Annotated in this window: 23 protein-coding genes; 12 read left to right on the forward strand and 11 right to left on the reverse strand. The window is 68.8% G+C overall.

Annotated elements, in window-relative coordinates; genetic code table 11:
* The first annotated feature begins 189 nt into the window (after positions 1-189).
* On the forward strand, positions 190-3,327 hold the full coding sequence (locus ACGFJ2_RS49035; protein WP_393480367.1) for a discoidin domain-containing protein: 3,138 nt from the start codon (positions 190-192) through the stop codon (positions 3,325-3,327).
* A gap of 157 nt (positions 3,328-3,484) precedes the next feature.
* Here ACGFJ2_RS49035 and ACGFJ2_RS49040 read toward each other — a convergent pair whose 3' ends face one another.
* From ACGFJ2_RS49040 to ACGFJ2_RS49050, 3 genes are all read right to left on the reverse strand, one after another.
* A complete protein-coding gene (locus tag ACGFJ2_RS49040) occupies positions 3,485-5,173 on the reverse strand; it encodes a helix-turn-helix domain-containing protein (protein WP_358182435.1) in 1,689 nt (562 codons plus the stop codon).
* A 159-nt stretch (positions 5,174-5,332) separates the two neighbouring features.
* Positions 5,333-6,352: an N-acetylglucosamine kinase gene (locus ACGFJ2_RS49045; protein ID WP_393480371.1), complete on the reverse strand. Its 1,020-nt coding sequence runs from the start codon at positions 6,350-6,352 to the stop codon at positions 5,333-5,335.
* A gap of 31 nt (positions 6,353-6,383) precedes the next feature.
* Entirely contained in the window at positions 6,384-7,148 is a 765-nt protein-coding gene (locus ACGFJ2_RS49050) for a sugar isomerase domain-containing protein (protein WP_393480374.1), read from the reverse strand.
* A gap of 160 nt (positions 7,149-7,308) precedes the next feature.
* Between ACGFJ2_RS49050 and ACGFJ2_RS49055 the strand changes: the two genes are divergently transcribed.
* From ACGFJ2_RS49055 to ACGFJ2_RS49065, 3 genes are all read left to right on the forward strand, one after another.
* Positions 7,309-8,214 (forward strand): MurR/RpiR family transcriptional regulator, encoded by a 906-nt coding sequence (locus tag ACGFJ2_RS49055; RefSeq protein WP_358182426.1) that lies wholly within the window; start codon positions 7,309-7,311, stop codon positions 8,212-8,214.
* Between the two features lie 307 nt (positions 8,215-8,521).
* Complete coding sequence (locus ACGFJ2_RS49060; RefSeq protein WP_357953334.1) at positions 8,522-8,962, forward strand: cupin domain-containing protein; 441 nt, start codon at positions 8,522-8,524, stop codon at positions 8,960-8,962.
* Positions 8,963-8,973: 11 nt separating this feature from the next.
* Entirely contained in the window at positions 8,974-9,285 is a 312-nt protein-coding gene (locus tag ACGFJ2_RS49065; RefSeq protein WP_393480377.1) for a LuxR family transcriptional regulator, read from the forward strand.
* Between the two features lie 96 nt (positions 9,286-9,381).
* Here the strand turns inward: ACGFJ2_RS49065 and ACGFJ2_RS49070 are convergent, their stop codons facing one another.
* The 3 genes from ACGFJ2_RS49070 to ACGFJ2_RS49080 all read right to left on the reverse strand — a co-directional run bounded on the left by ACGFJ2_RS49070 (position 9,382) and on the right by ACGFJ2_RS49080 (position 11,917).
* Positions 9,382-9,975 carry a hypothetical protein gene (locus tag ACGFJ2_RS49070; RefSeq protein WP_393480379.1) on the reverse strand — a complete coding sequence of 198 codons (594 nt, stop codon included), beginning with the start codon at positions 9,973-9,975 and terminating at the stop codon, positions 9,382-9,384.
* Complete coding sequence (locus ACGFJ2_RS49075; protein ID WP_357953338.1) at positions 9,972-10,736, reverse strand: hypothetical protein; 765 nt, start codon at positions 10,734-10,736, stop codon at positions 9,972-9,974. The genes ACGFJ2_RS49070 and ACGFJ2_RS49075 overlap by 4 nt, the downstream gene beginning before the upstream one ends.
* A 137-nt stretch (positions 10,737-10,873) precedes the next feature.
* Complete coding sequence (locus tag ACGFJ2_RS49080; protein ID WP_393480381.1) at positions 10,874-11,917, reverse strand: alcohol dehydrogenase catalytic domain-containing protein; 1,044 nt, start codon at positions 11,915-11,917, stop codon at positions 10,874-10,876.
* A gap of 289 nt (positions 11,918-12,206) precedes the next feature.
* Here ACGFJ2_RS49080 and ACGFJ2_RS49085 point away from each other — a divergent pair, with 289 nt between their 5' ends.
* Positions 12,207-12,551: a hypothetical protein gene (locus ACGFJ2_RS49085; protein ID WP_357953342.1), complete on the forward strand. Its 345-nt coding sequence runs from the start codon at positions 12,207-12,209 to the stop codon at positions 12,549-12,551.
* A 54-nt stretch (positions 12,552-12,605) separates the two neighbouring features.
* Here the strand turns inward: ACGFJ2_RS49085 and ACGFJ2_RS49090 are convergent, their stop codons facing one another.
* On the reverse strand, positions 12,606-13,241 hold the full coding sequence (locus ACGFJ2_RS49090) for an Lrp/AsnC family transcriptional regulator (protein ID WP_393480385.1): 636 nt from the start codon (positions 13,239-13,241) through the stop codon (positions 12,606-12,608).
* A gap of 107 nt (positions 13,242-13,348) precedes the next feature.
* On the opposite strand from ACGFJ2_RS49090, the gene ACGFJ2_RS49095 reads away from it, so the two are divergent.
* The 7 genes from ACGFJ2_RS49095 (at position 13,349) to ACGFJ2_RS49125 (ending at position 21,226) form a co-directional block, all read left to right on the forward strand.
* Positions 13,349-14,926 (forward strand): ABC transporter substrate-binding protein, encoded by a 1,578-nt coding sequence (locus ACGFJ2_RS49095; protein ID WP_357953346.1) that lies wholly within the window; start codon positions 13,349-13,351, stop codon positions 14,924-14,926.
* Positions 14,927-14,928: 2 nt separating this feature from the next.
* The gene (locus ACGFJ2_RS49100) at positions 14,929-15,996 is read left to right on the forward strand and encodes an ABC transporter permease (protein ID WP_358182423.1); all 1,068 of its coding nucleotides are present in this window, start codon (positions 14,929-14,931) and stop codon (positions 15,994-15,996) included.
* A complete protein-coding gene (locus ACGFJ2_RS49105) occupies positions 15,993-16,868 on the forward strand; it encodes an ABC transporter permease (RefSeq protein ID WP_357953351.1) in 876 nt (291 codons plus the stop codon). Before ACGFJ2_RS49100 ends, ACGFJ2_RS49105 begins: the two co-directional genes overlap by 4 nt.
* The gene (locus tag ACGFJ2_RS49110; protein WP_393480388.1) at positions 16,865-17,656 is read left to right on the forward strand and encodes an ABC transporter ATP-binding protein; all 792 of its coding nucleotides are present in this window, start codon (positions 16,865-16,867) and stop codon (positions 17,654-17,656) included. Before ACGFJ2_RS49105 ends, ACGFJ2_RS49110 begins: the two co-directional genes overlap by 4 nt.
* Positions 17,653-18,561, forward strand: coding sequence for an ABC transporter ATP-binding protein (locus ACGFJ2_RS49115; protein ID WP_393480391.1), 909 nt, complete (start codon positions 17,653-17,655; stop codon positions 18,559-18,561). The genes ACGFJ2_RS49110 and ACGFJ2_RS49115 overlap by 4 nt, the downstream gene beginning before the upstream one ends.
* An 11-nt stretch (positions 18,562-18,572) precedes the next feature.
* Positions 18,573-19,550 (forward strand): M24 family metallopeptidase, encoded by a 978-nt coding sequence (locus tag ACGFJ2_RS49120; RefSeq protein WP_393480393.1) that lies wholly within the window; start codon positions 18,573-18,575, stop codon positions 19,548-19,550.
* A gap of 89 nt (positions 19,551-19,639) precedes the next feature.
* A complete protein-coding gene (locus tag ACGFJ2_RS49125) occupies positions 19,640-21,226 on the forward strand; it encodes a Na+/H+ antiporter (RefSeq protein ID WP_393480396.1) in 1,587 nt (528 codons plus the stop codon).
* A gap of 100 nt (positions 21,227-21,326) precedes the next feature.
* Here ACGFJ2_RS49125 and ACGFJ2_RS49130 read toward each other — a convergent pair whose 3' ends face one another.
* From ACGFJ2_RS49130 to ACGFJ2_RS49145, 4 genes are read right to left on the reverse strand one after another with little or no spacing between them, the layout of a single operon-like run.
* Positions 21,327-21,752, reverse strand: a complete 426-nt coding sequence (locus tag ACGFJ2_RS49130) for a hypothetical protein (RefSeq protein ID WP_357953361.1) — start codon at positions 21,750-21,752, stop codon at positions 21,327-21,329.
* Positions 21,749-22,027 (reverse strand): CopG family transcriptional regulator, encoded by a 279-nt coding sequence (locus ACGFJ2_RS49135; protein WP_393480399.1) that lies wholly within the window; start codon positions 22,025-22,027, stop codon positions 21,749-21,751. The genes ACGFJ2_RS49130 and ACGFJ2_RS49135 overlap by 4 nt, the downstream gene beginning before the upstream one ends.
* Positions 22,009-22,347: a hypothetical protein gene (locus ACGFJ2_RS49140; RefSeq protein ID WP_393480402.1), complete on the reverse strand. Its 339-nt coding sequence runs from the start codon at positions 22,345-22,347 to the stop codon at positions 22,009-22,011. The genes ACGFJ2_RS49135 and ACGFJ2_RS49140 overlap by 19 nt, the downstream gene beginning before the upstream one ends.
* Before the next feature lie 24 nt (positions 22,348-22,371).
* The gene (locus ACGFJ2_RS49145; RefSeq protein ID WP_393480404.1) at positions 22,372-22,716 is read right to left on the reverse strand and encodes a hypothetical protein; all 345 of its coding nucleotides are present in this window, start codon (positions 22,714-22,716) and stop codon (positions 22,372-22,374) included.
* Between the last annotated feature and the right edge of the window lie 99 nt (positions 22,717-22,815).

Genomic DNA, 22,815 nt, shown 5'->3' on the forward strand with positions numbered 1-22,815 from the left:
ACCAGGGCATACGGCGGGCATTTTGCAGACATATAGCGAAAAACTGTTCACCATCCAGTGATCTACCGCCCAACAACTCCAGGATTTCTGTCGCGTTTGACCGAATTCTCGCGAAATCTGTTGACGCTGAAGCCATGCGCTCTCAATCTATTCAAGGAGTACAGAGAAATTTTTCTCAATGGAGGTAGAATGAAGCCAAGCGGAACGATGCTCACCACGGTCCTCAGCCTCTTATGCCTGACCTTCTTGGTGGTGCCCGCGCACGCGGCGGCAGGGCTGTCGGTGTGGACGATGGACGCGGCCGACCGGCCCTTCACCTCGTCCCCGGTGGGATCCACCCAGTACATCGCGCTGTACGCGGCCCGCGGGGAGTTCGAGGCCGCCCAGATCCTGGCCCGGTCCACCTCCGCGCAGAGCGGCGTGTCGGTCAGCGTGAGCCCGTTGACCGGCCCGGGAGACCGGCTGGTGCCGACGGTTCGGCTGGAATACAACCATCCGACGATCCAGCAGATCGGCACCACGCGCCAAGATCCGCCGGGCGGCGGCGACGACTACTACGACGCCCTGGTGGAGAACACCGCGCAAAGCCCGGCGGCGAACACGACGCTGGCCTGGTTCTACCAGGTGTTCGTGCCCGCGGGTCAGGCGCCCGGCGTCTACACCGGCAACGCCGTGGTCCAGAGCGCGTCCGGCAATGTCACCGTGCCCGTGAGCCTGCGCGTCTACGACGTCACCGTCCCGCCGGCCGACCAGTCGACCTTCAAGATGAACAACTGGTTCACCTCCGCCGGCTGGGACTACGCGGGCACGATCGACGCGATTCCGGACCAGTACGACGTCAAGATGTTCGACGAGGGCTGGTGGACGGTCATCAAGAACTTCGCGGCCAACCACGCCAAGCACCGCAACAACGTGATCTACGCCGACTTCCAGGCGCTGCTCATTCCCCACTCGACCGTGGACGGGGCCGGAAACTTCACCTTCGACTGGGATGACTTCGACCGGTTCGTGAAGCTGTTCGAGACCGCGGGCGCGCTGCAGTACATCTACACCCCGACCCTGATAGAGGGAGGAAACCAGCTGGAGATGCTGGTCCCCGCCAACGGCGTGAGCGGCGGGCTCAAGCGGGTCCTGGTGCCCTACGGCGACCCGAAGGCCGGCGCCTACCTGGACAAGGTGCTACCGGCACTCAAAGCACACCTGGACGTCAAGAAGTGGACCGACAAGTTCTACATAAGCGCGGTGGACGAGCCCCAAGACCCCGCCTGGGCCAACGCCGCCAACTGGCTGTACGGCAAGTACCGCCAGTACTTCCCCACCCCCCGCACCAACGAGGCGCACAACCAGCTCTACCCCGGCACCGAACCGTCGCTGACCACGCTGACGCCGGCCACGTTCCTCTACCAACCCAACATCGCGCACTACCAGTCCCAGCGGCTGGCCGGGAAGGACTTGTGGCTCTACACCGCCAACATCCCGGAGAGCGACTACATGAACCGCTTCATCAGCCACTACCTGGCCGAGACCAGGCTCCTGCCCTGGCTGGTGTGGAAGATCGGCGGCACCGGATATCTGCACTGGGGCTGGAACTACTGGTGGGATTTCAACAGGCCGGGTCAGCACATCGACACCTTCAAAGACTCCCAGAGCGGCGACGGATGGCTGGTACGGCCCAACACTAAAGATAACGCCCTCAACGTCTACGACAGCCTGCGCAGCGAGGCCCAGACGGACGGCCTGGAGGACTTCGAGCTGCTCAACCAGCTCGCCAAGACCAAGCCCGTGACCGCCCAGGCCATCGCCAACAGCCTGATCCTGGACGCCACGCACTACGAGCGCTCGGGCACCGAGGTGGAGCAGCGGCACAAGCAGATCCTGGACGAGCTCTCCGCCAACTCCCCGGACCTCGCCTTCCCCTACAACGACGACTTCGGCACCGCCGGCCAGCACTGGCGCACCTCCAGGGGCTCATGGTCGGTCAGCGGGCAGGAGTACGTCCAGGCCAGCACCGCCGCCGACTGGGGAGTGACCTCCGTCCTGGAGGGCCGGGCCTATCGTGACGTGGCCGCCGGCGTCGACCTCAAGATCACGGGTGTGTCACCCGACGGCGGCAGCGCCAACTGGGCCGGACTCATGGTCCGCAGCCTCAACGGCTCAGACATGGACACCGGCTACCTCATCGCCCAGCGCAACAACGGCAAGGTGTTCGTCTACCGCAACGGAATCCCCCTGGCCGAGGCCGACGCCCCCGGCTACACGGCGGGCCAGTGGAACCGCCTCCGGGTCGTGGCCAAAGGCAACACGCTGAAGGTCTACAGCGGCACCCGCCAGCTCCCCGCGCTGACGGTGAACGACGCGGCCTTCCCCGTCGGCAACATCGCCCTCGTCACCGGCGGCGCCGCCGCCCGCTTCGACAACGTGCACATCAATCCCATGACCAACGCCGCCGAGGGCGCCACCATCACCGCCTCCAGTTCGTACGAGGCCGACGGCTGGGGGACGGGCTCCGCCGTGGACGGCCGCCGCTCCTCGGCCACCGGAGCCCTCGGCTGGAGCAGCTCCGACAGCAAGAACGTCGACCACACCGAGTGGGTCCAGGCCGATCTCGGCTCGGCGCGCCCGGTGAGCCGGGTGGACCTGTACCCGCGCGATGACGGCGCCAACACCGGCTCGGGCTTCCCCACGGACTTCACCATCGATGTCTCAGCGGACGGCTCGACCTGGACCAACGTCGCCACCGTGACCGGCTACGCCAAGCCGGGCGCCGGAGCGCGGACCTTCCCGTTCGCCCCGGTCAGCGCCCGCTACATCAAGGTCACCGGCACCAAATTGAGCACCGACCAGTTCGGCGAATACCACATGCAGTTCGCCGAGATCGAGGCCGCCGGAGGCAACCTGGCCGCCGGCCGTACGGTCACCTCCTCCAGCTCGGTGGAGTATCCGGCCGAGAGCTGGCTGCGCGTCAACGCCACCGACGGGGTGCGCCACTCCAACCTCTGGTACTCCATGGGCTGGAGCAGCCTCATCGGAACGACCGACCACCCCGAATGGCTGCAGGTCGACCTCGGCGGCCCTACCCGGGTGGGCAAGGTGACCCTCTACGCCAGGAACGACGGCGCGAACACGGGCGACGGCTTCCCCTCCCGCTTCACCATCGAGACCTCCCCCGACGGCTCGGCCTGGACCACCGTCACGACTCAGAACGGCTACCCACGGCCCGGCGCCGATGGCCAGACCTTCACCTTCGATCCGGTCACCACCAGATATGTGCGCGTCACCGGGACGGGCAAGGTGATGCAGTTCGCGGAGATCGAGGCGAGCAGCTGATCAGCTTCCCGCCGGACAAGAATGACGCATGAGCGGTAGCGTCGGCTGCTCCCTTCACCTGGACGACATTGTGGTCGCCGACCTGTAGTCGCGGCCACCTGGCTGTGAGAGGGGCGAGCTCCACCGAGCTCGCCCCTCTCACCAGGCTGGATGAGCACTACGTCGACGTCGCTCGATGGCCATGCTCGACAAGTCTCCACTCCTGCCAATGTCGACCGCGATCGAGATAATCGGCCAGCCCTCGAGCGAGCCGGTCGAGGCGGCAGTCGTCCCCGTTGTCGCGGGCATGGTCGACGAGAGCCAGCAGCGTCCGATGTTCACGCTGGTACCACTCCATAGCCTGCTGGTAAGTGGCGATGGACTCCGGCCTGACATTGAGCGCCAAAGGATCGACAGGGATGCTGTCGTGCGGCAGCCCGGTCAACTGGTGTGAGGCTGCCAAACTGGTAAGGAGATAGTGGTCGAAGATGCGGCGCTCGGCCTGGTGACGTTCCGTGCGCGACTCTTGAGCCGCGGCCAGTTCAACGGCGTAGGCGCGCATGAGGTCATGTAGCTGATATCGGCCGGGAACGGATTCCGCGATCAAGTGTGCGCGGTGCAGCTCTGCCAGCAAGGCGCGCGCCTGGCGTACCGGCAGGCCGCACATGCTGGCAGCCGCCGGAACGCCGATGTCGGGTGCCGGGTGCATGCCAAGCAGCCGGAACATCCGGGCGGCCGCCGCTCCGAGAGTGCGATAGGACCAGGAGAACGCGGACCGGACATCGGCAAACGGGTCTTCGCAAGACAGCACGTCCAGCCAACTACTGGCGGCGTCCGCTTCGACGGCGAGGTCGTCGAGGCTGAAGTCGGGATGGATGGACGCGCGTGCTGCCACAACGGACAACGCCAGCGGTAATCCAGCACACCCTGCGGCAATCTCCTTCGCGGCCTTTTGTGCGGCGACCACGCGCGCGGCGCCGAGCCGTTCGGCCAGCAGCCGCAAGGAGTCACCGTTGGACAGCGGCTCGAGCACCAGCGGGCTGGCGCCCGCGGCCACCAGGCCGGGCAGCTGATTGCGGCTGGTCACGATGACCAGGCACCCACTGCCGCCAGGAAGCAGCGGACGAACCTGACCGGCATCGAGCGCGTTGTCAACGACGATCAGCAGTCGCATTCCGTTCACCACACTGCGCCACAGCGCCGCTTGAGCGTCCGCGCCGGCGGGGATCTGCTGCGGGACAACACCCAATGCGCCAAGGAAGCTGCGGATCGCCTCAGCCGGATCAGCCGGCTCCGCGCTTGGCGCGAATCCCCGCAGGTTCACATACAACTGGCCATCGTGGAAACGGTCGGCGACCAGGTGCGCCCAGTGCACCGCCAACGCGGTCTTGCCGATCCCGGCGCATCCGGCGATGACCACCACCTTAGGACCCGTCCGCATGATCTGTTCATCCGTTGTGAGCATGCCGTCGAGTGTGCGCAGTTCCTTGGATCGGCCGACGAAGTGCGCGGGGCCGGGCGGGAGCTGGCGCGGCATGGTCATCGCAGGAGCCGGCGCGTCCGTGTCATCTTTGAACCCGCGCGCCCTTGGATGGGTGTGGCTCCTGAGCGATGCGGCGACTAATTGCTTGTGCTTTCTGGGGTCCAGCCCCAGTGCTTCGGCCAAGGCCAAGAGCGACGAGCCGCGTGGGCGGTGGGGTTCGCCGTGCTCCAGCCGACGAAGGGTCCGGGGGTTCAGCCCCGACCGTTTGGCCAGCTCCTCCTGTGTCAGCAATGCCTGCTCGCGCCAGGTTCGTATCAGCACGCCCAGAGATGGTTCTTCGCCGGCCGGGCTGACACTGGCTCCGTTTCGCGGCTCTTCGTACATCAGCCGCCCTCCTCCCGGCAAGCGGCACCGGCCGGCTTGTGTGGGCTCCATGTGAGCGGTGTCCCTTCGTAAACGTGGTGTGAGGTGCGACGGACGATGACGTCTTCGAAATCGACTCGACCTGCTCCAAGAAGGCACATCGGGAACGGCTCAGATCAGTCATCGGATCTTCTGCGGGCGGCGCGGGGGGATCGGCTCGGCGCCCAGGAGCCGCGTATAAAGCGCGTGGGATTCGAGCGCGGGTACGCCGGAAAGCTGCCGGCCGGCCAGCCATGCCGCGGCTGCGGCTCCCCCGCCGGCGCGGTGAATCTCCGCATCCGGCCATACCTTCCGGACCGACGCCCGGACGGCTTGCGAGAGCGGATTGGGCGTGGTCAGCAAACTGCCCCCGAGCACAATGGGGCTGGTGGCGCCAAGGATCCGGATGGTGTTGAGCGATGCGGTGAGGTGATCGGCGGCCCGCCTGGCGATCAGCCTCGCTTCGACGTTTCCGCCTTCTGCGGCTGTCAGGATGAGGGGCGCGAGCTTGGCCAGCTCAGCAGGTGGCATGCGATGAGCCGCGTCGATGGTGGCGCTGGTCAAAGCCAAGGTCCGCCGGTCAGCGTGCGCCACCCCCAGTGCGTGCAGGATCTCGCGGTGGAGGTCGGATGGCGGGTGGCAGCGGTCCATCGCGGCGAGCGCGGCTCGTATGCCCTCGCGCCCGATCCAGAAGCCGGAGCCGAGATCGCCGAGCAGCCAGCCGTGCCCGTCGGCGCATCGCACGATGGTGCGTTCGCGGATGGCCGCGGCGACCGCCCCCGTACCGGAGACCAGGACGCTGCCCTCAGCGGAGTCGGTACCTGCCACGTACGCGAGAGTGACGTCGCTGACCATGGTCGGCGTGCACCGCAGTCCAGCCTGCCGCCATCCCGCTCGAAGCGCCTGGGCGATCTCGGGATCGTGAACGGCGACATCGCCGCCCGCCAGGCCGAAGACGGCCGCCTTGACGTCGGCCGGATCGACGGCGCCGAGTGCGGCGCACAAGGCGTCACGGATGGCGGTGATTCCGGCCGGGCCGCGCGAGACCGGGTTGCCGCCGCCTGCCCGGCCGACACCGCGCAGGCGCCCGAACAGGTCGGCCACGATGACGCGGCTGGAGGTGCCGCCGATGTCCATGCCAAGGACGAGCGCGATGCTCATCCGACGGCTCCCGCGGTGAAGAAGAGTCCTGTCATAAGAGCCTCCGGATCCGTCCGGCGTAGCGCTCTTCCAGGATCCGGTTGTGATCGTCGCCGCCGGTGATGTTGGCGGACAGGTAGACAGGGGCCTGCTCACCCGCCTCGTCAAGGCGACGCACGACCTCCGCCACGACCATCTGCGCCAGCAGACCGGCGCTGATGGAGGAGATCCCGCAGACCTTGGCGCCCGAGGCCATCGGCAGCAGCGCGTCACCGTGCGGGGCCCCGTTGTCCAGCACAACGTCGGCGAAGTCGATCAGCCGGAGTTGGGATGGGTGGCGGGAGGTGGCCTGCGCGGTGTGCCGGGTCGAGGTGAACGCGATCAGCGCGTGCCCCCGCCGCTTCACCAGCTGGGCCATCTCCACGACGCACCCGTTCACCCCGGAGTTGGACGCGATGACGAAAGCATCCTCCGGGCGAGGGGCGGCCAGCTCGTAGAGCTGGTAGGCGATGGCCGGGTCCCGTTCCAGGAACGGATCGAACAGCACCTCGCGCGGGGAGTCTCCGAGAGTGACCACGTCGCGCAAGGCGATCTTGTTGGTCGGCACCAGCCCACCGGCCCTACCAGCGATCTCCATCGCCAGCCCCTCGGAATGCCCAGTACCGAAGGCCTGGACGACACCGCCCGCACGGATCGATTTCGTGATGAGGTCGGCCGCGGCCTGGACCGCGGGCGCCTGCTCGGAGACGACTTGCTCCAGGATGGTCCTGGCCGCCACGAGATACGCGGCAGCACTGGGGCGATGCTGATCGGACACCACGACTCCCAACATGGAGAAATATTTCCCACTCCGGCTCACTGTGGAAGCGAGTAACCGGCCATGTCAAGGACGTTTACCGGACATTCGCCCGACTCATGCCTCGTGATACGTTGATAGCCAACATAGCGAAGAAAAATTTTTGACGAATAGAGATCGCATGTCACAGAGCGGCGTCATCGAGCGCATCCGCGCGCTGCTGCCCACCATGCCTGGCGCTCAGCGTACGATCGCCGAGCTCGCGCTCGGCGATCCGGCAGCGGTGGCCCGGCTGACCATCGTCGAGCTGGCGGAGCGGTGTGGGGTCTCCACCGGCACCATCACCAGGTTCTGCCGGTCGCTGAACCTGAACGGCTACGCCGCCCTGCGTATCGCCCTCGCCTCCGACAGCGGCCGCACCGGCCCCGACGCCTGGGTCGAGCACATCGGCACGAGCTTGACCGAGGCGGACGACATTCAGCAGGTCGCCCGTGTCATTGCCGACAACATCGGACATGTCGTCACCGAGGCGATCGCCAACCTCGACCTGGCCGCCGTGGAGCGTGCGGCCGGTCTGCTGGCCGCGGCCCGCCGGGTGATGGTCTACGGGGTCAGCGGCAGCGCGACCACGGCCTCGGAATTGCAGCAACGGCTGTACCGCATCGGTCTGCCCGTCTGGGCCTCCACCGACATACACATGGCCCTGACCGGTGCCGCCCTCATGTCCCGTGGCGACGTACTTGTGGTCTTCTCCCAGAGCGGGCGCACTCGAGAGGTCGTCGATCTGATCACCGAAGCGCGCTCGCACGGCGTCCGGACCGTTGCCCTTACCAGCGACCTGACCTCCCCTGTCGCCCGCCAGGCCGAACTCGTCCTGGCCACCAAGGTGCACCCGGTCGGCTTCAGCACCCAAACCATCCTCGGCCGACACGCCCAGCTGGCCGTCCTGGACGTGCTCTACATCGCCGTCACCCAGCGCACCTTCGAACAGACCACAGAAGCCATGGCCCTCACAGCACAAGCCGTTCAGCCGCACAAGCTCGACAACGCGGCCGACACCGTCGAGACGGGACAGGAACAGCATTAGGACCCGGCGCGTCCCCGTTTTATCGCACGGACGCGAACGCCACAGCCGTGGTGAGGACCAGGTTCGGCGCGGTGCGGCGAGCAGGTCTTGGCAGGCGCGTTCGATGGCGGCGTCGGTGCCGGTGCCCATCGCCAGTTCCAGGTCGATCTGAGCGAGCGCGGCGGACCCCTACTAATACCAACATGACGCTTGAACTGCGCAGATGAGGCAGACGCACTGTTCGGAGCGTTGTCACAAATCGGGGCGCTGTCTTGTCTGAGCTGGTGCACGGCCGAATCGAGCCGGCCACTTCCAGGAAGGAATCGTGATGAGCACCGATCACGCTCAAGCCCACCACCTCGACAACCCCGACAAGAGCGGGCCACCGCCGCAGATCGACGTGGTCGGCACCGTGCCGGGGGCGCCGGCCGCGCCGGAGGGGGCCGAAGCGATGACGCTCCGGGTCACGCTGCCGCCGAACAGCCCTGGTGCGCCGCCTCACCGGCACTCCGGGCCCGCGTACGGCTACGTGATCAAGGGCGCCGTCAACTTCGAGCTCGAAGGCGATCCCGTGCGGGTTCTCCGGCCTGGTGACGCGTTCTGGGAGCCCGGTGGAGACGTGATCCACTACCAGGACGGCAACCACCTCACCGACGAGGAGTCGCAGTTCGTGGTGACGATGTTCTGCGCGCCTGGACAGCCGATGTTGATCCCGGTCAGCCCGGAAGAGTTGGAAGCTCGGCGAGACCGTCGCGCCCCACAGTCATGACCAAGGTCTCGTTGACTGCCCTCGTTCGCGATCAGCTCGCGCTTGCCCGCGAGGCGGACAGCGGCCGCAGCGCCACCACTGTCCACGGGGGGCACGATCGTTCGCTGCGGCAGACCGTCATGGCGTTGCGGCAGGGCGAACACCTGCACGAGCACGAGCATCCTGGCGAGGTCACGGTGCACGTACTGCACGGGCGGATGCGGCTTGTCGCCGGGCCCGACTCTTGGGACGGGATGCCCGGCGATCTGCTGGTCATGCCCGAACGCCGCCACCGCGTGGAGGCCGTACAGGATTGCGCGTTCCTGTTCACCACCGCACGTTGAAAGCCAAGAAGGCGGGAACCGGTTTCGGTTCCCGCCTTCAGCGTCGCCAGACGGTTTTCAGACCAGCTTGCCGATGGTGAGACCCGGGTACCGGTTTTATCTCACGGACGCGAACGCCACAGCCGTGGTGGACGCGATGGCCGTCGTGAGGACCACCATCAGGAGCACGGTGCCCAGCGGGTTCTTCCGCGGGCGCGGTGGCGGGGCGCGATGGGCGCGTACGTAGGCGATCGGGGGCTTGGGCGTCGGCTTGAGGGTCGGTGTGGGTTTCGGCGTCGGCTTGGCCGGCTTGACGCGGACGGGCTGGGGTGCGATGTGGGGCGCCCGCACCCGGTTGGGTGTCGGCCGCTGAGTCGGCTTGGGTTTCGCGGGGCGTGGGGTGATCACGACCCGCACCGTGGGCGTCACCTTCGGGGTGGCCACGGGCCGCGGCTTCGGGGTGACGACGGGGCGCGGCTTCACGATCACCACGCTCGGCGGCTTCACCACGGTCGGCGGCTGCACCGCCGGCGCCGCGCATTTCCCGATGTGTACGCTCACCAGCGGCACGTCCACACAGACGGTCGCCTCGACGCCGACCTTCACCGTCACGTCGCCCGGATCCGGATCGGCCGCGGCGGGAGCGCTCGCGGACAGCGCCAACAGCGTGCCCGCCAGGAGCAGCGGCATGCGCCAGGCCCTCACGGTCACACGCCTCCGGCTATCCGGGCGAACTCCTGCAGCGCGCCCTTGTACGCCTCAGGCCCCACGGCCAGCGGTCCGTCGAAGGCGTGGGAGATGTCCCAGGTGAGGTAGACGCCGAAGCCGAGCATCGCGGCCATCGCCAGCAGCGGCAGGACCGCCAGCCCGGTCGGCCGCGCTCCGGCCAGGAACGGGAACAGGACGACCAGCAGGCCGGTGAGGATCGTCAGGGCCAGCAGGCCGTCGGGCGGCGTCGCGGCGGCGTCGGCGGTGCGCTGGGAACGGGCGGAGGCGATCGCCGCGAGGTGGTCGAGCACCGCGGTCTTGGCCTCCTTCTGGTCGGTGGTCACCTGCAGCGCGGCGACGCGGGCCCGGAGCGCGTCGAGCCGCTCCGTGCCGACGGGATCCATCGAGCCGCGCTGCATGACGGGCCACTCGTCCCGGACGACGAACGTGATGTAGTCGCGCAGTCCGGCGCGTACGACGTCGGGGGCGGTGCCGGGCAGGCCGGACGCCGACCAGTAGGCCTCGACGGCGGCCTGGCTCTCGGTGTGCGTGTTCTGGCCGGCGGAGTCGGCGGTGGTCCACGGCACGATGATCGCGATGGCGAAGACCAGGAGGAACAGGGCGGACAGCATCGCGCCCGCGTGGCCCGCCGACGGCCCGCCGGCGTCGTTGTCGTCGCTGCCCTTCTTCGTGAGCCTGAACAGGGTGGCCGCGAGCGCCACCACACCCACCGCGGCCACGGCCGCGATTACGTATTGCAGCATAAGGATCTCCCCAATCCCCACCGAACACCGAGCGTGACATTACTATCACAGACCGCATGACTACTCAGGGGATAGATTGCGGTACGGTGTGTAACCAATCGGTAACGGTCGGGCGGAGTTTCCGCTGCGATGGTCGATCAGTTGGCGGTGGTCAAAACCATGCGGAAGCGGGCCTGGCCGGAGAGCATCTTCTGGAACGCCGCCCGAGCCTCCTCCAGGGGGACCTCCTCGGTCCACGCCCGGACACCGCTCTGGGCGGCGAACCTCATGGTGTCCTGGATGTCGACCGCGTTGCCGGAAGCGTGCCCGTACACCCGCCTGGCCGCCCCCACCAGCTGCAGGGGCGTGACCCGCAGCGGTTCCATGTCGACGCCCACGACGATGAGCTCACCGCGGGGCCCCAGGCCGTCGATCGTCGCGGACATCGCCTCGGCGTTGGTCACCGTCGCCAGCACCACCTTGGCTCCCCCGCACGCCCGCAGCGCGTCGGCCACGGGCGCGGCGGCGCTGTCGACGTAGTGGGCGGCACCGAGCTTGTGCGCCAGCGGCGCCTTGTCGGGACCGCGGGCCAGCGCGATGGTGTTGAAGCCCATCTTCGCGGCGAACTGGACGCCCAGGTGCCCCAGGCCGCCCACACCGAGGATCGCGACGGTGTCGCCCGGACGCGCGGAGCTGTGGCGCAGCGCGTTGTACACGGTGACGCCGGCGCAGGCCAGGGGCCCGGCCTCCACCGCCGTGAGCTCGTCCGGGATCGCGGCCAGGGCGACGGCCGGCACGACGACGGAGTCGGCGAACCCGCCCGCGTACGCGGCACCCGGCACCTGGAGCTCGGGGCACAGGATGCCGTCTCCCTGCCTGCAGGCGTCGCAGTGACCGCAGCTGCCTCCGTACCAGCCGACCGCCACCCGATCACCGACGGACCAGCCGGCGACGTGGTCGCCGACCGCGTCGACGCGTCCCGCGATCTCGTGCCCCGCCGTGACGGGGAAGGTGGTGCCCGGGATGTGACCGGAGGTGATCAACGCGTCGGAGTGACACACCCCGCACGCCTCGACGGTGATCCGCACCTGGCCCGGGCCCGGCTCCCGGGTGTCCGCCCGGACGAGAGACAGGTCCCCGCCAGGCTCGCCGACCTGCATGGAACGGTGCGTGGCCGAAGAAGACGTGGCCGGAGAAGACATGGCGTCTCCTTTCGTCTCATGGGAACCGGCGACCCGCTGGAGCGGCCGTCACAAGTTCGTCTCATGGGAGACGGCGGCCTGCGAAGCGGCCGTCACAAGTCCATCGTTCCACTCAGCTCTTTGACCGCCTGTCTGACCCCCGGTAAACCTCGACTACCAGAGCCGGATTCCTGACAAGTCCCGTTTCGCGGCCACGGCGGCTGGACAGATCGCCGAGGAGATCTCGGCGTTCGGCGAGAAACGTCCAGCCTGACGCTCCGTGTCAGGAAATATCGGGAGCATGGGCGGCGTGAACCTTCTCAACGGCCGCAGATTCGTGATGGTGAGTTCGACGGCGAGCGTGGTGGACCAGGAGCGGCCCACCGCGTTCGACTACTGGGAGGCCGACGGGGTGGTGTGGGGCAGCTACACGGGCGACACCGTCACCCACGGCCGTTTCGTCGGCACCAGGGACGGCGACCTGGTCTCCATCGCCTACGCGCACGCGCTCAAGGCCGGGGGCAAGGCGGGCGGCCAGAGCAACAGCCGCATCGAGACCGAGGCCGACGGACGGCTGCGCCTGGTGGAGGAGTTCCAGTTCGAGGGCGACGACACCCGGCACGTCAGCGTGTGCACCGAGGTCGTCACCGACTGATCCCGGCACGTCAGCGTGTGCACGGGGGGGTCGTCACCGGCTGACCTGACTGTCCTACCCGTCCTTGTGCAGGGCGGCCCTTCCCTCCGCGGCGCCGACGAAGCGCATCTTGCCGAGCGGCACGTCGCCGGGGGCCTCCTGGGCCGCCCGCCGTGCCGGACGGGCCTTGTCACGGTCGCTGGGCAGCACGTACGGCCGCCTGAGCACCTCATCCAGGATGAAGACCGTCTCGGTCGCCTTCACGGCCGGGATGTTGGCCAGCCGGTCGGTCACCATGGCGTGGACCTCGGCCACGTCCGACATCCGTACCTGGATCATCGCGTCGTGCTGGCCGGTGGTGATCGCGCAGTACTCGACCTCGGGCATCCTGGCCAGCTCGGCCCTGAACTGCTTCCACATCTGCTGCCGCACGGTCACGAAGATCAGCGCGGTGATGCCGAGCCCCGTCCTGACGTGGTCGATCTCGGCGGTGAACCGCTTGATCGCGCCGTCGGCGCGCAGCGCCTCGAAGCGGGTGTAGGCGTTGGCCCGGGAGATGCCCACCCGCTCGGCCAGCGACGAGACCGAGATCCTGCCGTTCTCCCGCAGGACCTCGAGGATCTTCAGGTGGACCGCGTCGAGCTCCAGGCCGATGCCGATCCGTCCAGGCTGACCGCTACCGCTGGCACCATTCCTGGAAATTTCACTCATAGTTACCCCCAGCCCATTTATATACGTCTCAGCGACCGCACAGTGCCTGGACGTTCTGCCCGACAATCCTCGACATCTTTCGGCCAACCGTCCAACTGGAGGACTCAATGGCGACCCGCTCGCAGACGGCGGCTGTGCTGCTCGCCGGTGCACTCGCCCTCGCCGCCTGCGGAAGCGGCGGTTCCCAGACGCCCGCCGCCCAGAGCGGCGGCGGCAAGACCCTGGTGATCGACACGTCCTTCGACCTCAAGACGGCCGACCCCGGGCGTACGTACGAGCCGACCGGCCTGACCGTCGAGAAGGCGATCTACGAGACGCTCCTCACCTTCGACGGCGCCGACGTGACCAAGCCGGTGCCGGCGCTGGCCGAGTCGTACGAGCTGTCCAAGGACGGCAAGGTGCTCACGCTCAAGCTCAAGCAGGGCGCGACGTTCGCCGACGGCTCCCCCGTCACCGCGGACGACGTGGTGTTCTCCCTGAACCGGGTGCGGGACATGAAGGGGACCCCGTCGTTCCTGCTCGACGGCGTCGAGGTGGCCAAGGAGGGCGACTCGACGATCACGCTGACCTCCAAGGCGGCCAACCCGGCGCTGCCGTTCATCCTGCCGAACCCGGCGCTCGGCATCATCAACAGCAAGCTCGCCAAGCAGCACGGCGCGACCGCGGACGCGCAGGACAAGGCCGAGCAGTACCTGAACGCCTCCTCCGCCGGCTCGGGCCCGTACACGATCGAGTCGTTCAACGTGAGCAGCCAGGTCGTACTGAAGGCGAACCCGAAGTACTACGGCACCAAGCCCGCCTACGACAAGGTCGTCATCCGCAACGTCGAGTCCGCCACGCAGAAGCTGAACGTCCAGCGCGGCGACAGCCAGGTGGCGCTCAACCTGTCGGGCGACCAGGTGACCGGCATGCCGGCAACCCTGCAGGTCAAGAAGACCGCCTCGGCCAACGTGATCTTCTTGCTGGCCAACCAGGACGACAAGGTCAGCAAGACGACGCCGAACGCCAAGTTCGTCGAGGCCGTGCGCAAGGGCGTCGACTACGCGGGCCTGCTCGAACTGGCCGGTGAGGGCTCCACGCAGGCGCCCGGCGTCATCCCGTCGCAGCTGCTGGGCGCGCTGCCCGCCGACCAGGCGGCCAAGCGCGACGTCGAGGGCGCCAAGGCGGCCCTGGCCGCGAGCGGCGTGGCCAACCCCACGGTGAAGCTGGAGTACCCGAGCGAGCTGACCGTGAACGGCCTGTCGTTCCAGCCGCTGGCCGAGCGGATCCAGGCCAACCTCAAGGAGGTCGGCATCACGGTGGACCTGCAGCCCGCGCCGGTCACCACCGCGCTGGACAACTACCGCAACGGCAAGGAGGAGATGGGCCTGTGGTACTGGGGCCCTGACTACCCGGACCCCAGCGACTACCTGGCCTTCCTGCCGGGCAAGACGGTGGGCCTGCGGGCGGGCTGGAAGGCCGGCGCGGCCAAGGAGATCGAGGCCGCCGGTGAGAAGGCCGCGGTCGCGATCGGCGACGACGCGCGCAAGCAGGCGTACGCCGACGTGCAGACGAAGCTGAACGCCTCGGGCCCGTTCATCCCGCTGATCCAGCCGAGCCAGAACATCGTGACGGCCGCCTCGGTGACCGGCCTCGAGTATCACCCGGTCTGGACCGTCGACGTCGCCGACCTCGGCGCGAAGTAGGCATGCCCGCCACGTCCGCCCCGCCCCGCCCGTCCAGGCGGCGCGGGGCGCATCCCCTCGCCCGGTTCCTGATCCGGCGGATCCTCATGGCGCTCCTGCTCGCCTGGGGCATCACGCTGGTGACGTTCGTGCTGACGAACCTGGTGCCCGGCGACCCCGTGGCCGCGAACCTGGGCCAGCGGGCCCTGGGCGACCCGGCCATCGTGGCGCAGTGGCGCAGCGAGCACGGCCTGGACAAGCCACTGTGGGAGCAGTACCTGCTGCATCTCCAGGGCGTCGTCCATGGCGACCTCGGCACCAGCCAGCAGAGTCACCGGCCGGTGAGCCAGGACCTGGCCGAGTTCGTCCCGGCGACGCTGGAGCTGGCCGGGGCGGCGATCCTGGTCTCGCTCGTGCTCGGCGTGGCGTTCGGCGTGATCGCCGCGCTGCGCAGGGACCGGCTGTCGGACCACGCGCTGCGGGTGCTGAGCCTGATCGGCATCTCGGTGCCGACGTTCTGGCTGGCGCTGGTGGCCTTCTACGTGTTCTTCTACCGGCTGCAGATCACCCCGGGCAGCGGCAGGGTCGACGCGGCGCTGGGCAACGCCCCGGCCGTGACCGGCCTGCAGACGGTGGACGCGCTGCTCGCCGGCCGGTGGGACATCTTCGGCTCGGCCGTCGGCCACCTGATCACGCCCGCCCTCGTGCTGGCCCTGTACACGATCGGGCTGCTGACCCGCTTCACCCGCTCGGCCGTGCTGGAGGTGCTCGGCCAGGACTATGTGCGGGCCGCCCGCGCCAAGGGCCTGCCGGGCCGGACGATCCTGTTCCGGTACGTGCTGCGCTCGGCGCTGGTGCCGATCATCACCGTCGCGGGCCTGGCGTTCGGCAGCCTGCTGTCCGGCACGGTACTGGTCGAGGCGATCTTCGCCTGGCCGGGTGTCGGCCAGTACGCCTACAAGAGCGCCACCACCCTCGACCTGCCCGCCGTCATGGGCGTCGGGCTGGTGGTCGGCGTCGTCTACCTCGTCATCAACCTGATCGTGGACGTGCTGTACGGCGTCATCGATCCCCGAGTGAGGTTGCAGTGAAACGGGATCCCCTGGCCCGCAAGGGCCTGACCGGGCGGCTCCCCCATGCCTGGCGGCAGCCGCTGGCCATCGTGGGCGGCGTGATCGCGATCGCCTGGCTGGTGATCGCGCTGGCCGCGCCGGTGCTCGCGCCGCACGACCCGCTGGCCCAGGACCTGCCGCGCCTGGCCGCCCCGGGGCCAGGCCATTGGTTCGGTACGGACCAGCTCGGCCGGGACATCCTCAGCCGGGTCATGCACGGCGCGCGGGTGTCGATCCCGCTGACGCTGATGCTGGTGGCGCTGTCGGTGCTGATCGGCGGCCTGCTCGGCGCCTGCGCCGGATATTTCGGCCGATGGGTGGATGAGACGATCATGCGGGTGGCGGACCTGGTGTTCGCGTTCCCGACGGTCATCCTGGCCATGGTGGTGGCCGCGGCGCTCGGGGCCAGCCTGACCAACGCGGTGCTGGCCGTACTCGTCGTGGCCTGGCCCGCCTACGCCCGCGTGACGCGCGGGCTGGTGCTGGGCGTGCGGGAGCGGGAGTTCGTGCTGAGCGGGCGGCTGCTGGGCTTCTCGGCCTGGCGCTCGCTGCGTGTGGACGTGCTGCCGAACGTGACGGGCCCGGTGCTCGTCCTGGCCACGCTCGACATCGGCACCGCGCTGCTGCTGCTGTCCGGATTGTCGTTCCTCGGCCTCGGGGCCAAGCCGCCGTCTCCGGAGTGGGGCGCGATGGTGGCCTCCGGCGTGGAGGTCTTCGACAGCTGGTGGGTGGCGACCTTCCCCGGCCTGGCGATCCTGACCGTGGTGCTGGCCTTCAACTTCCTCGGCGACACGCTGCGGGACGCCCTCGACCCCCGTACGGCCCGCGCCATCAAGGAGCGTGCGCTGTGACCCTGGACATCACCGACCTGAAGGTGACCATCGGCGGCAAGGAGATCCTGCGCGGCGTGGACCTGTCGCTCCAGGAGGGCAGGGTGCACGGGCTGGCGGGCGAGAGCGGGTCCGGCAAGACGATGACCGGCCTGGCCGTACTCGGGCTGCTGCCGCACGGCTCGCGGACCACCGGCAGCATCGCGCTCGGCGACCGCGAACTGCTCACGCTGCCGCCGAAGGAGCTGAACCGGGTACGCGGCGGCGAGGTGGCCATGGTCTTCCAGGACCCGGCCACGAGCCTGCACCCGATGCTCACGATCGGCAAGCAGCTCACCGAGCACATGCGCCACCACCTCGGCGTCGACAAGCGGGAGGCCCGGCGGCGGGCCGTCGAACTGCTCGGCAAGGTACGCATCCCCGGCGCCGAGGAGGCGTACGGGCGCTTCCCGCACCAGTTCTCGGGCGGCATGCGGCAGCGCGTCGCGATCGCCATCGCGCTGGCCTGCTCCCCCAAGGTGCTGATCGCGGACGAGCCGACGACCGCGCTGGACGTGACCGTGCAGGCGGGCGTGCTGCGGCTGCTGCGCGGGCTCTGCGACGAGCTGGGGCTGGCCGTGCTGCTCGTCACCCACGACCTGGGCGTCATGTCGGCGGTGGCGGACGAGGTGAGCGTGATGAAGGACGGCCTGGTGGTGGAGACGGGGGCGCGCGGCCAGGTGCTGCGCGAACCCGCCCACCCGTACACCCGCTCCCTGCTCGACTCACTGCCCGACGCCGAGGCGGCTCCCCATTCGGAGGACTCATGACCCTGCTGGCGATCGACGACCTGGTCGTCGAGCACCGCTCGCCCGGGCGCCCGATCGTCAGGGCGGTCGCCGGGGCGAGCCTGTCCGTCGGGCCCGGCGAGGTCGTCGGCCTGGTCGGCGAGTCCGGCTGCGGCAAGTCGACGCTGGCCCGCGCCGTCTGCGGGCTGAACCCCGTCACCGAGGGCTCGATCACCTTCGACGGGCAGCCGGTCACACCGCTCGGGCTGCGGCGGCGCAAGCTGACGGGCATCCAGATGGTGTTTCAGGACCCGTACGCGTCACTGAACCCGCGCCGCCGCGTGGGCGACCAGATCGCCGACGGGCTCCGTACCTCAGGCGACACCGCCACCGCCCCCGCCGACCTGCTGGAACGCGTCGGACTGCCGCGCGACTTCGCGAGCCGGCACCCGCACGAGTTCTCGGGCGGCCAGCGGCAGCGCATCGCGATCGCCAGGGCGCTGGCGGCCCGGCCCCGGCTGCTGATCGGCGACGAGCCGATCTCGGCGCTGGACGCCTCGGCCCAGTCGCAGGTCGCCACCCTGATGCGCGACCTGGCCGTGGACTCGGGGGCGGGGCTGCTGTTCATCAGCCACGACCTGTCGGTGGTGCGGCTGATCGCCGACCGGATCGCGGTCATGTACCTCGGCCGGATCGTCGAGGTCGGGAACACGGCCGAGGTGTGGGCCAACCCCCGGCACCCGTACACGCAGGCGCTCCTGCGCGCCATCCCCAAGCCCGACGGGATGGGCGTGCTGCCCGCCGAACTGCCCGGCGACGTGCCTGACCCGGCCGATCCGCCGTCGGGGTGCCGGTTCAATCCGCGCTGCCCGCAGGTCATGGACGTGTGCCGGGACAAGGAGCCCGACTTCGGACCGGTCGCCTGCTGGCTGCACGAGCCCAAGTGACGGACCCTGACGTGACGGACCCGACCCTGGAGGCCGTGCGGGCGGCCATGGCCGAGGCCGAGGTCGACGCCCTGGTGTTGCGGCCCTCGCCCGACTTCAGGTTCCTGGGCGGGCGGGCCGACGGGTTTCTCGTCGTCACCCTGGACATGGCCGCCGAGACCGCCGACCCGGTCCCGCTCGTACCCCGGACCGCGCGACGCGTCGGCGTGGATCCCGAGATGCGGGTCCGCGAGCTGTTCGGCCTCGCGATCGAGGCCGAGCTGGTGCCCGCCACGGCCGTGCTGGCGCCGCTGCGGCTGCGCAAGCGGCCGCACGAGATCGAGGCGGTCCAGCGCGCCGTCGTGGCTGCGGAGTCGGTGCTCGGCCAGGCCCGCGAGCTGTCCTGGTTCGGCGCCACCGAGCGCGCGATGGCGGCCCGGCTGCGGTTACTGCTGATGGAGACCGGCTGCGAGGAGGTCCTGTCGCTGCGGGTCGCCGCGGGCGAGCACACCGCGCGGCCCGCGCACCTCCCCGGCGACCGGGTGATCAACCCTGGCGACGCACTGCTGGTGTCGCTCTGCGGCCGGTGGGACGGCTACTGCGCGGAGGTGGCGCGGGTGTTCGCCGTCGCCGAGCCGCCGGAGGACTTCGAGGCCATGTACTCGGTCGTACTCGCCGCGCGGGCCGCCGCCCTGCGCTCGGCGGCCCGGCCGTCGGCCGTCGCCGAGAGCGTGGCCAAGGCGGTCGGGGACGTGATCGACGGCAGCGGGTACGGCCGTTACGCCGCCGCCCACTTCGGCCGGGGCGTGGGACTGGGCCACGACGAGGGCCCGCGCGTCCAACCCGGCGACGGCACGCCGCTGGAACCGGGGATGACCCTGTGCCTGGAGCCCGCGATCTACGTACCGGACCTGTTCGGCGCCCGGGTGGCCGACGTGGTCGCCATCACGGCGTCGGGCCCGACCCCCCTCGGCTCCGCCCACCACACCCTGCATGTTCTAGACCGCTGACGCTGCACGATGCCTCTCCGGGGGCCGCCCCTCCGTGGCCTCGGCAAACGACCCGTCTAGGCTGATGGAGACGATCATCGGAGGGCGTCGTGGACCAGTTCGTGCTGCTCATGCTCATCCTGCTGGGCGCCCTGATCACGGTGCCGCTCGGCGACCGGCTCGGGCTGCCGCCGCCCGTCCTGATGACCCTGCTCGGCATCGTCCTGGCCCTGCTGCCGTTCGTGCCGAACGTGGACGTACCACCCGACATCGTCCTGCCGCTCCTCCTCCCTCCCCTGCTGTACGCGGCGGTACGGCGGACGTCGTGGCGCCAGTTCGCGGCGAACTGGCGGCCGATCTTCCTGCTCGCCGTGGCGCTGGTGTTCGTGACGACGGCGGCCGTCGCGGTGACGGCGCACGCGCTCATCCCGGGCCTGCCGATCGCGGCCGCGGCGGCGCTCGGCGCGCTGGTGGCGCCGCCCGACCCGGTGGCGGCCACGGCGGTGGCGGGCCGCCTGGGGCTGCCCAGGCGGCTGGTGTCGCTGCTGGAGGGCGAGGGCCTGTTCAACGACGTCACCGCGATCGTGCTGTACAAGGTGGCGATCACTGCGGCGGTCACCGGTGTCTTCTGGTGGCCGGGCGCGCTGGGCGAGTTCGTGTTGTCGGCGGTGGTGGCGGTCGCGGTGGGACTCGGGCTCGGCTGGGTCGCCGGCCGGCTGATGGCCCTGCTGGGCGACGCCACGCTGCAGGTGGGGCTGTCGCTGCTGGTGCCGTTCGTCAGCTACGCGGTGGCCGACAAGTGGCACGGCTCGGGGGTGCTGGCCGTACTGACCAGCGCGTTCTACCTGAGCGACCGCATGTCGGACGCCGACGACGTACACGGCAGGTTCGCGTCCGCGACGTTCTGGCAGATCGTCGACACGCTCGTGACGGGAGTGGCGTTCGGCCTGATCGGGCTGGAGCTGCACAGCCTGTTCGGAACGGTCGGCGGCCGGCTGACCGAGGTGCTCGGCTGGAGCGCCGCCGTGGTGGGCGTCGTGGTGGTGGTACGGCTGGTCTGGCTGCTGCCCGCCGCCTGGCTGGCCAGGAAGACCCGCCGGGCCGGGGACGACGACTCCGAGGTGCCGCTGAGCTGGCGCGAGACGGTCGTCATGTGGTGGGCGGGCATGCGCGGCGTCGCCTCGGTGGCACTCGCCCTGGCCCTCCCGCTGAAGACGGAGGACGGGTCGCCGTTCCCCGAGCGGGCTGTGCTGGTGTTCATCGCGTTCGCCGTCATCCTGGTCACACTGGTCCTCCAAGGCCTGACCCTGCCCTGGCTGGTGACCAAGCTGGGCGTCAAAACCGACACCGCAGCCGAACGAGACCTGGAACGCCGCCTGGCCATCAGCGCGGCCAAGGCCGCCAGGAAGCGGCTCAAGGAAATCGACGAAGCCGAGGACCTACCCGAAGAGGTGGTCGAACTACTCGCCAAACGAATGACGGACATCGGCATGCGCATCAGCGCCGAAGCCGCCGACGAGGAGCGGCGCGCGGCCTACGAGAAACGCGCCGAGCGGGTACGGACGGTCCGACGCGTCGAATCGGAAATGATGTCCGCCGCCCGCCAGGCGGTACTCGACGCACGCCGCGACTCAACCGCCGACCCCGAGGTGGTCACCCGGGTACTACGCCAACTCGACGCCCGGAGCATGCACTGACCTGCCGGCGAACACCCCAACCCGCTTACCCCGAGCATGTGGCACTTGCTGCCATCGGACCGTGACGAATGAGTTGATCAAGTACCGGCGTACCGAGCCTTCATACTTTCTTGACGACGATCGAGTCCGGGAGCAGCTTCTCCAGGTCGTCCACGTCCGAGGTGAAGACGGTGACATGCCCCCTCTGCCGTCGCGCGATGACGGCGAGCACCGCGTCAATCGCGTGCTTGTGCCCATGCAGCTTGGCATCGGCCAGAAGCCGGCGGGCCTGGCGGGACTCGTCCTTCCCGATGTCGGCAACGTTGAGCCGGGAGAGCACCCAGTCCCAGCGCTGCTCGGTGATCCTGCCGTCGTGCGCCTCGACCACCGTCATCGGAGACGTCACCAACTCCGCCTCCCCTCGGGCCGCGATGTCGAGCCAAGCGATCATCTTCCGGTCGCCACGCACCGCCAGGGACAAGGCTTGACAGTCGAATACGAAGACCCGCAGCGGCCGCTCCCCGTGCTCACCGCTTCGCTTCCTCACGCAGCCCCGTCCGCGTCGCGCTTTCCGCCGACGCGGCGGCGCTCATGCTCAGCGTCGAGATCTTCAAGCTCCTCGATCGCCGCCGCGCGCTCGTCCTCGGTGGCCGGACCGTATTCTTCCCCCAGCCAGCTCACCAGTTCCAGCAACCGGTCCCGGTCACGCTTGAAGCGCAACGCCTCGGCGACGTACGCCGACAGGCCTCGCTCAGCCGCATCCGCGCGGACCTCTTCAAGGAGATCCTCGGGGATGGTCACCGTCACCTTCTTAGTCGCCATACAACAAACCATACTTCAGGTATCGACCTCCGTACCAGCGTTTCCTCGGGACCGAGCACTTCGGCGACCACGTACAGGTCATCCGGTGTCACCGTCAGCTCGATGTCGTCGAGCTCGGGATGGACGCAGAGAAGCGCCACGTACATCGGGTACGGGCGCACCTCTTTCAGTTCCGACTTCTCGTGCCGGCCCCATGGAAACCGCCGCCCAGCCGAGCGCCTCGGAAGGCGCGTCACCCCGCAGGAGACCACGAAAACGATGATCAGGCGAAAACTCCACTCACGGTCCGACTCACTGAAGACGACTGCCCACTGGGTCATCGACGTCAGTGCTCGGTGATGCCCCTATCCGCTCGCGAACGCCTGCACACTCACCAACGTTTCCGGCTTGGCCAGCGACCTCTTTACTCGCTCCATAACCTGCGGGTTGTTTTCAAAATATGCAGCATCAAAAGGGTGCATGGCCAGATGGGCATTTGGCAGATTCGCGAAATCCAGCGTCACTTGCGTCGGCCGATTGTCCGTAGAGATATTCCATCCGTGCCGCGTTAGAATCGTTACAGCTTCATTAAGCGCATTCCCTTTCTTTGTGGTAGTGACATCGACCACTACCGTGTTGATGACATCGATGTCTCCGTCTGCTTCGCCTTCACTGACAGCCTCAGCAACCACCTTTCCAATGCTGCGCACGTCATCAAGAACCCTTGAGTCGACTTGGAATCTCGTGGGCCCACAGCCCGATAAGAGAAGGCATGAACTCAAAAGAATGAGTGTCAGCACACTGCGCAC

Source organism: Nonomuraea sp. NPDC049028 (assembly GCF_043197735.1).
Lineage (GTDB): Bacteria > Actinomycetota > Actinomycetes > Streptosporangiales > Streptosporangiaceae > Nonomuraea.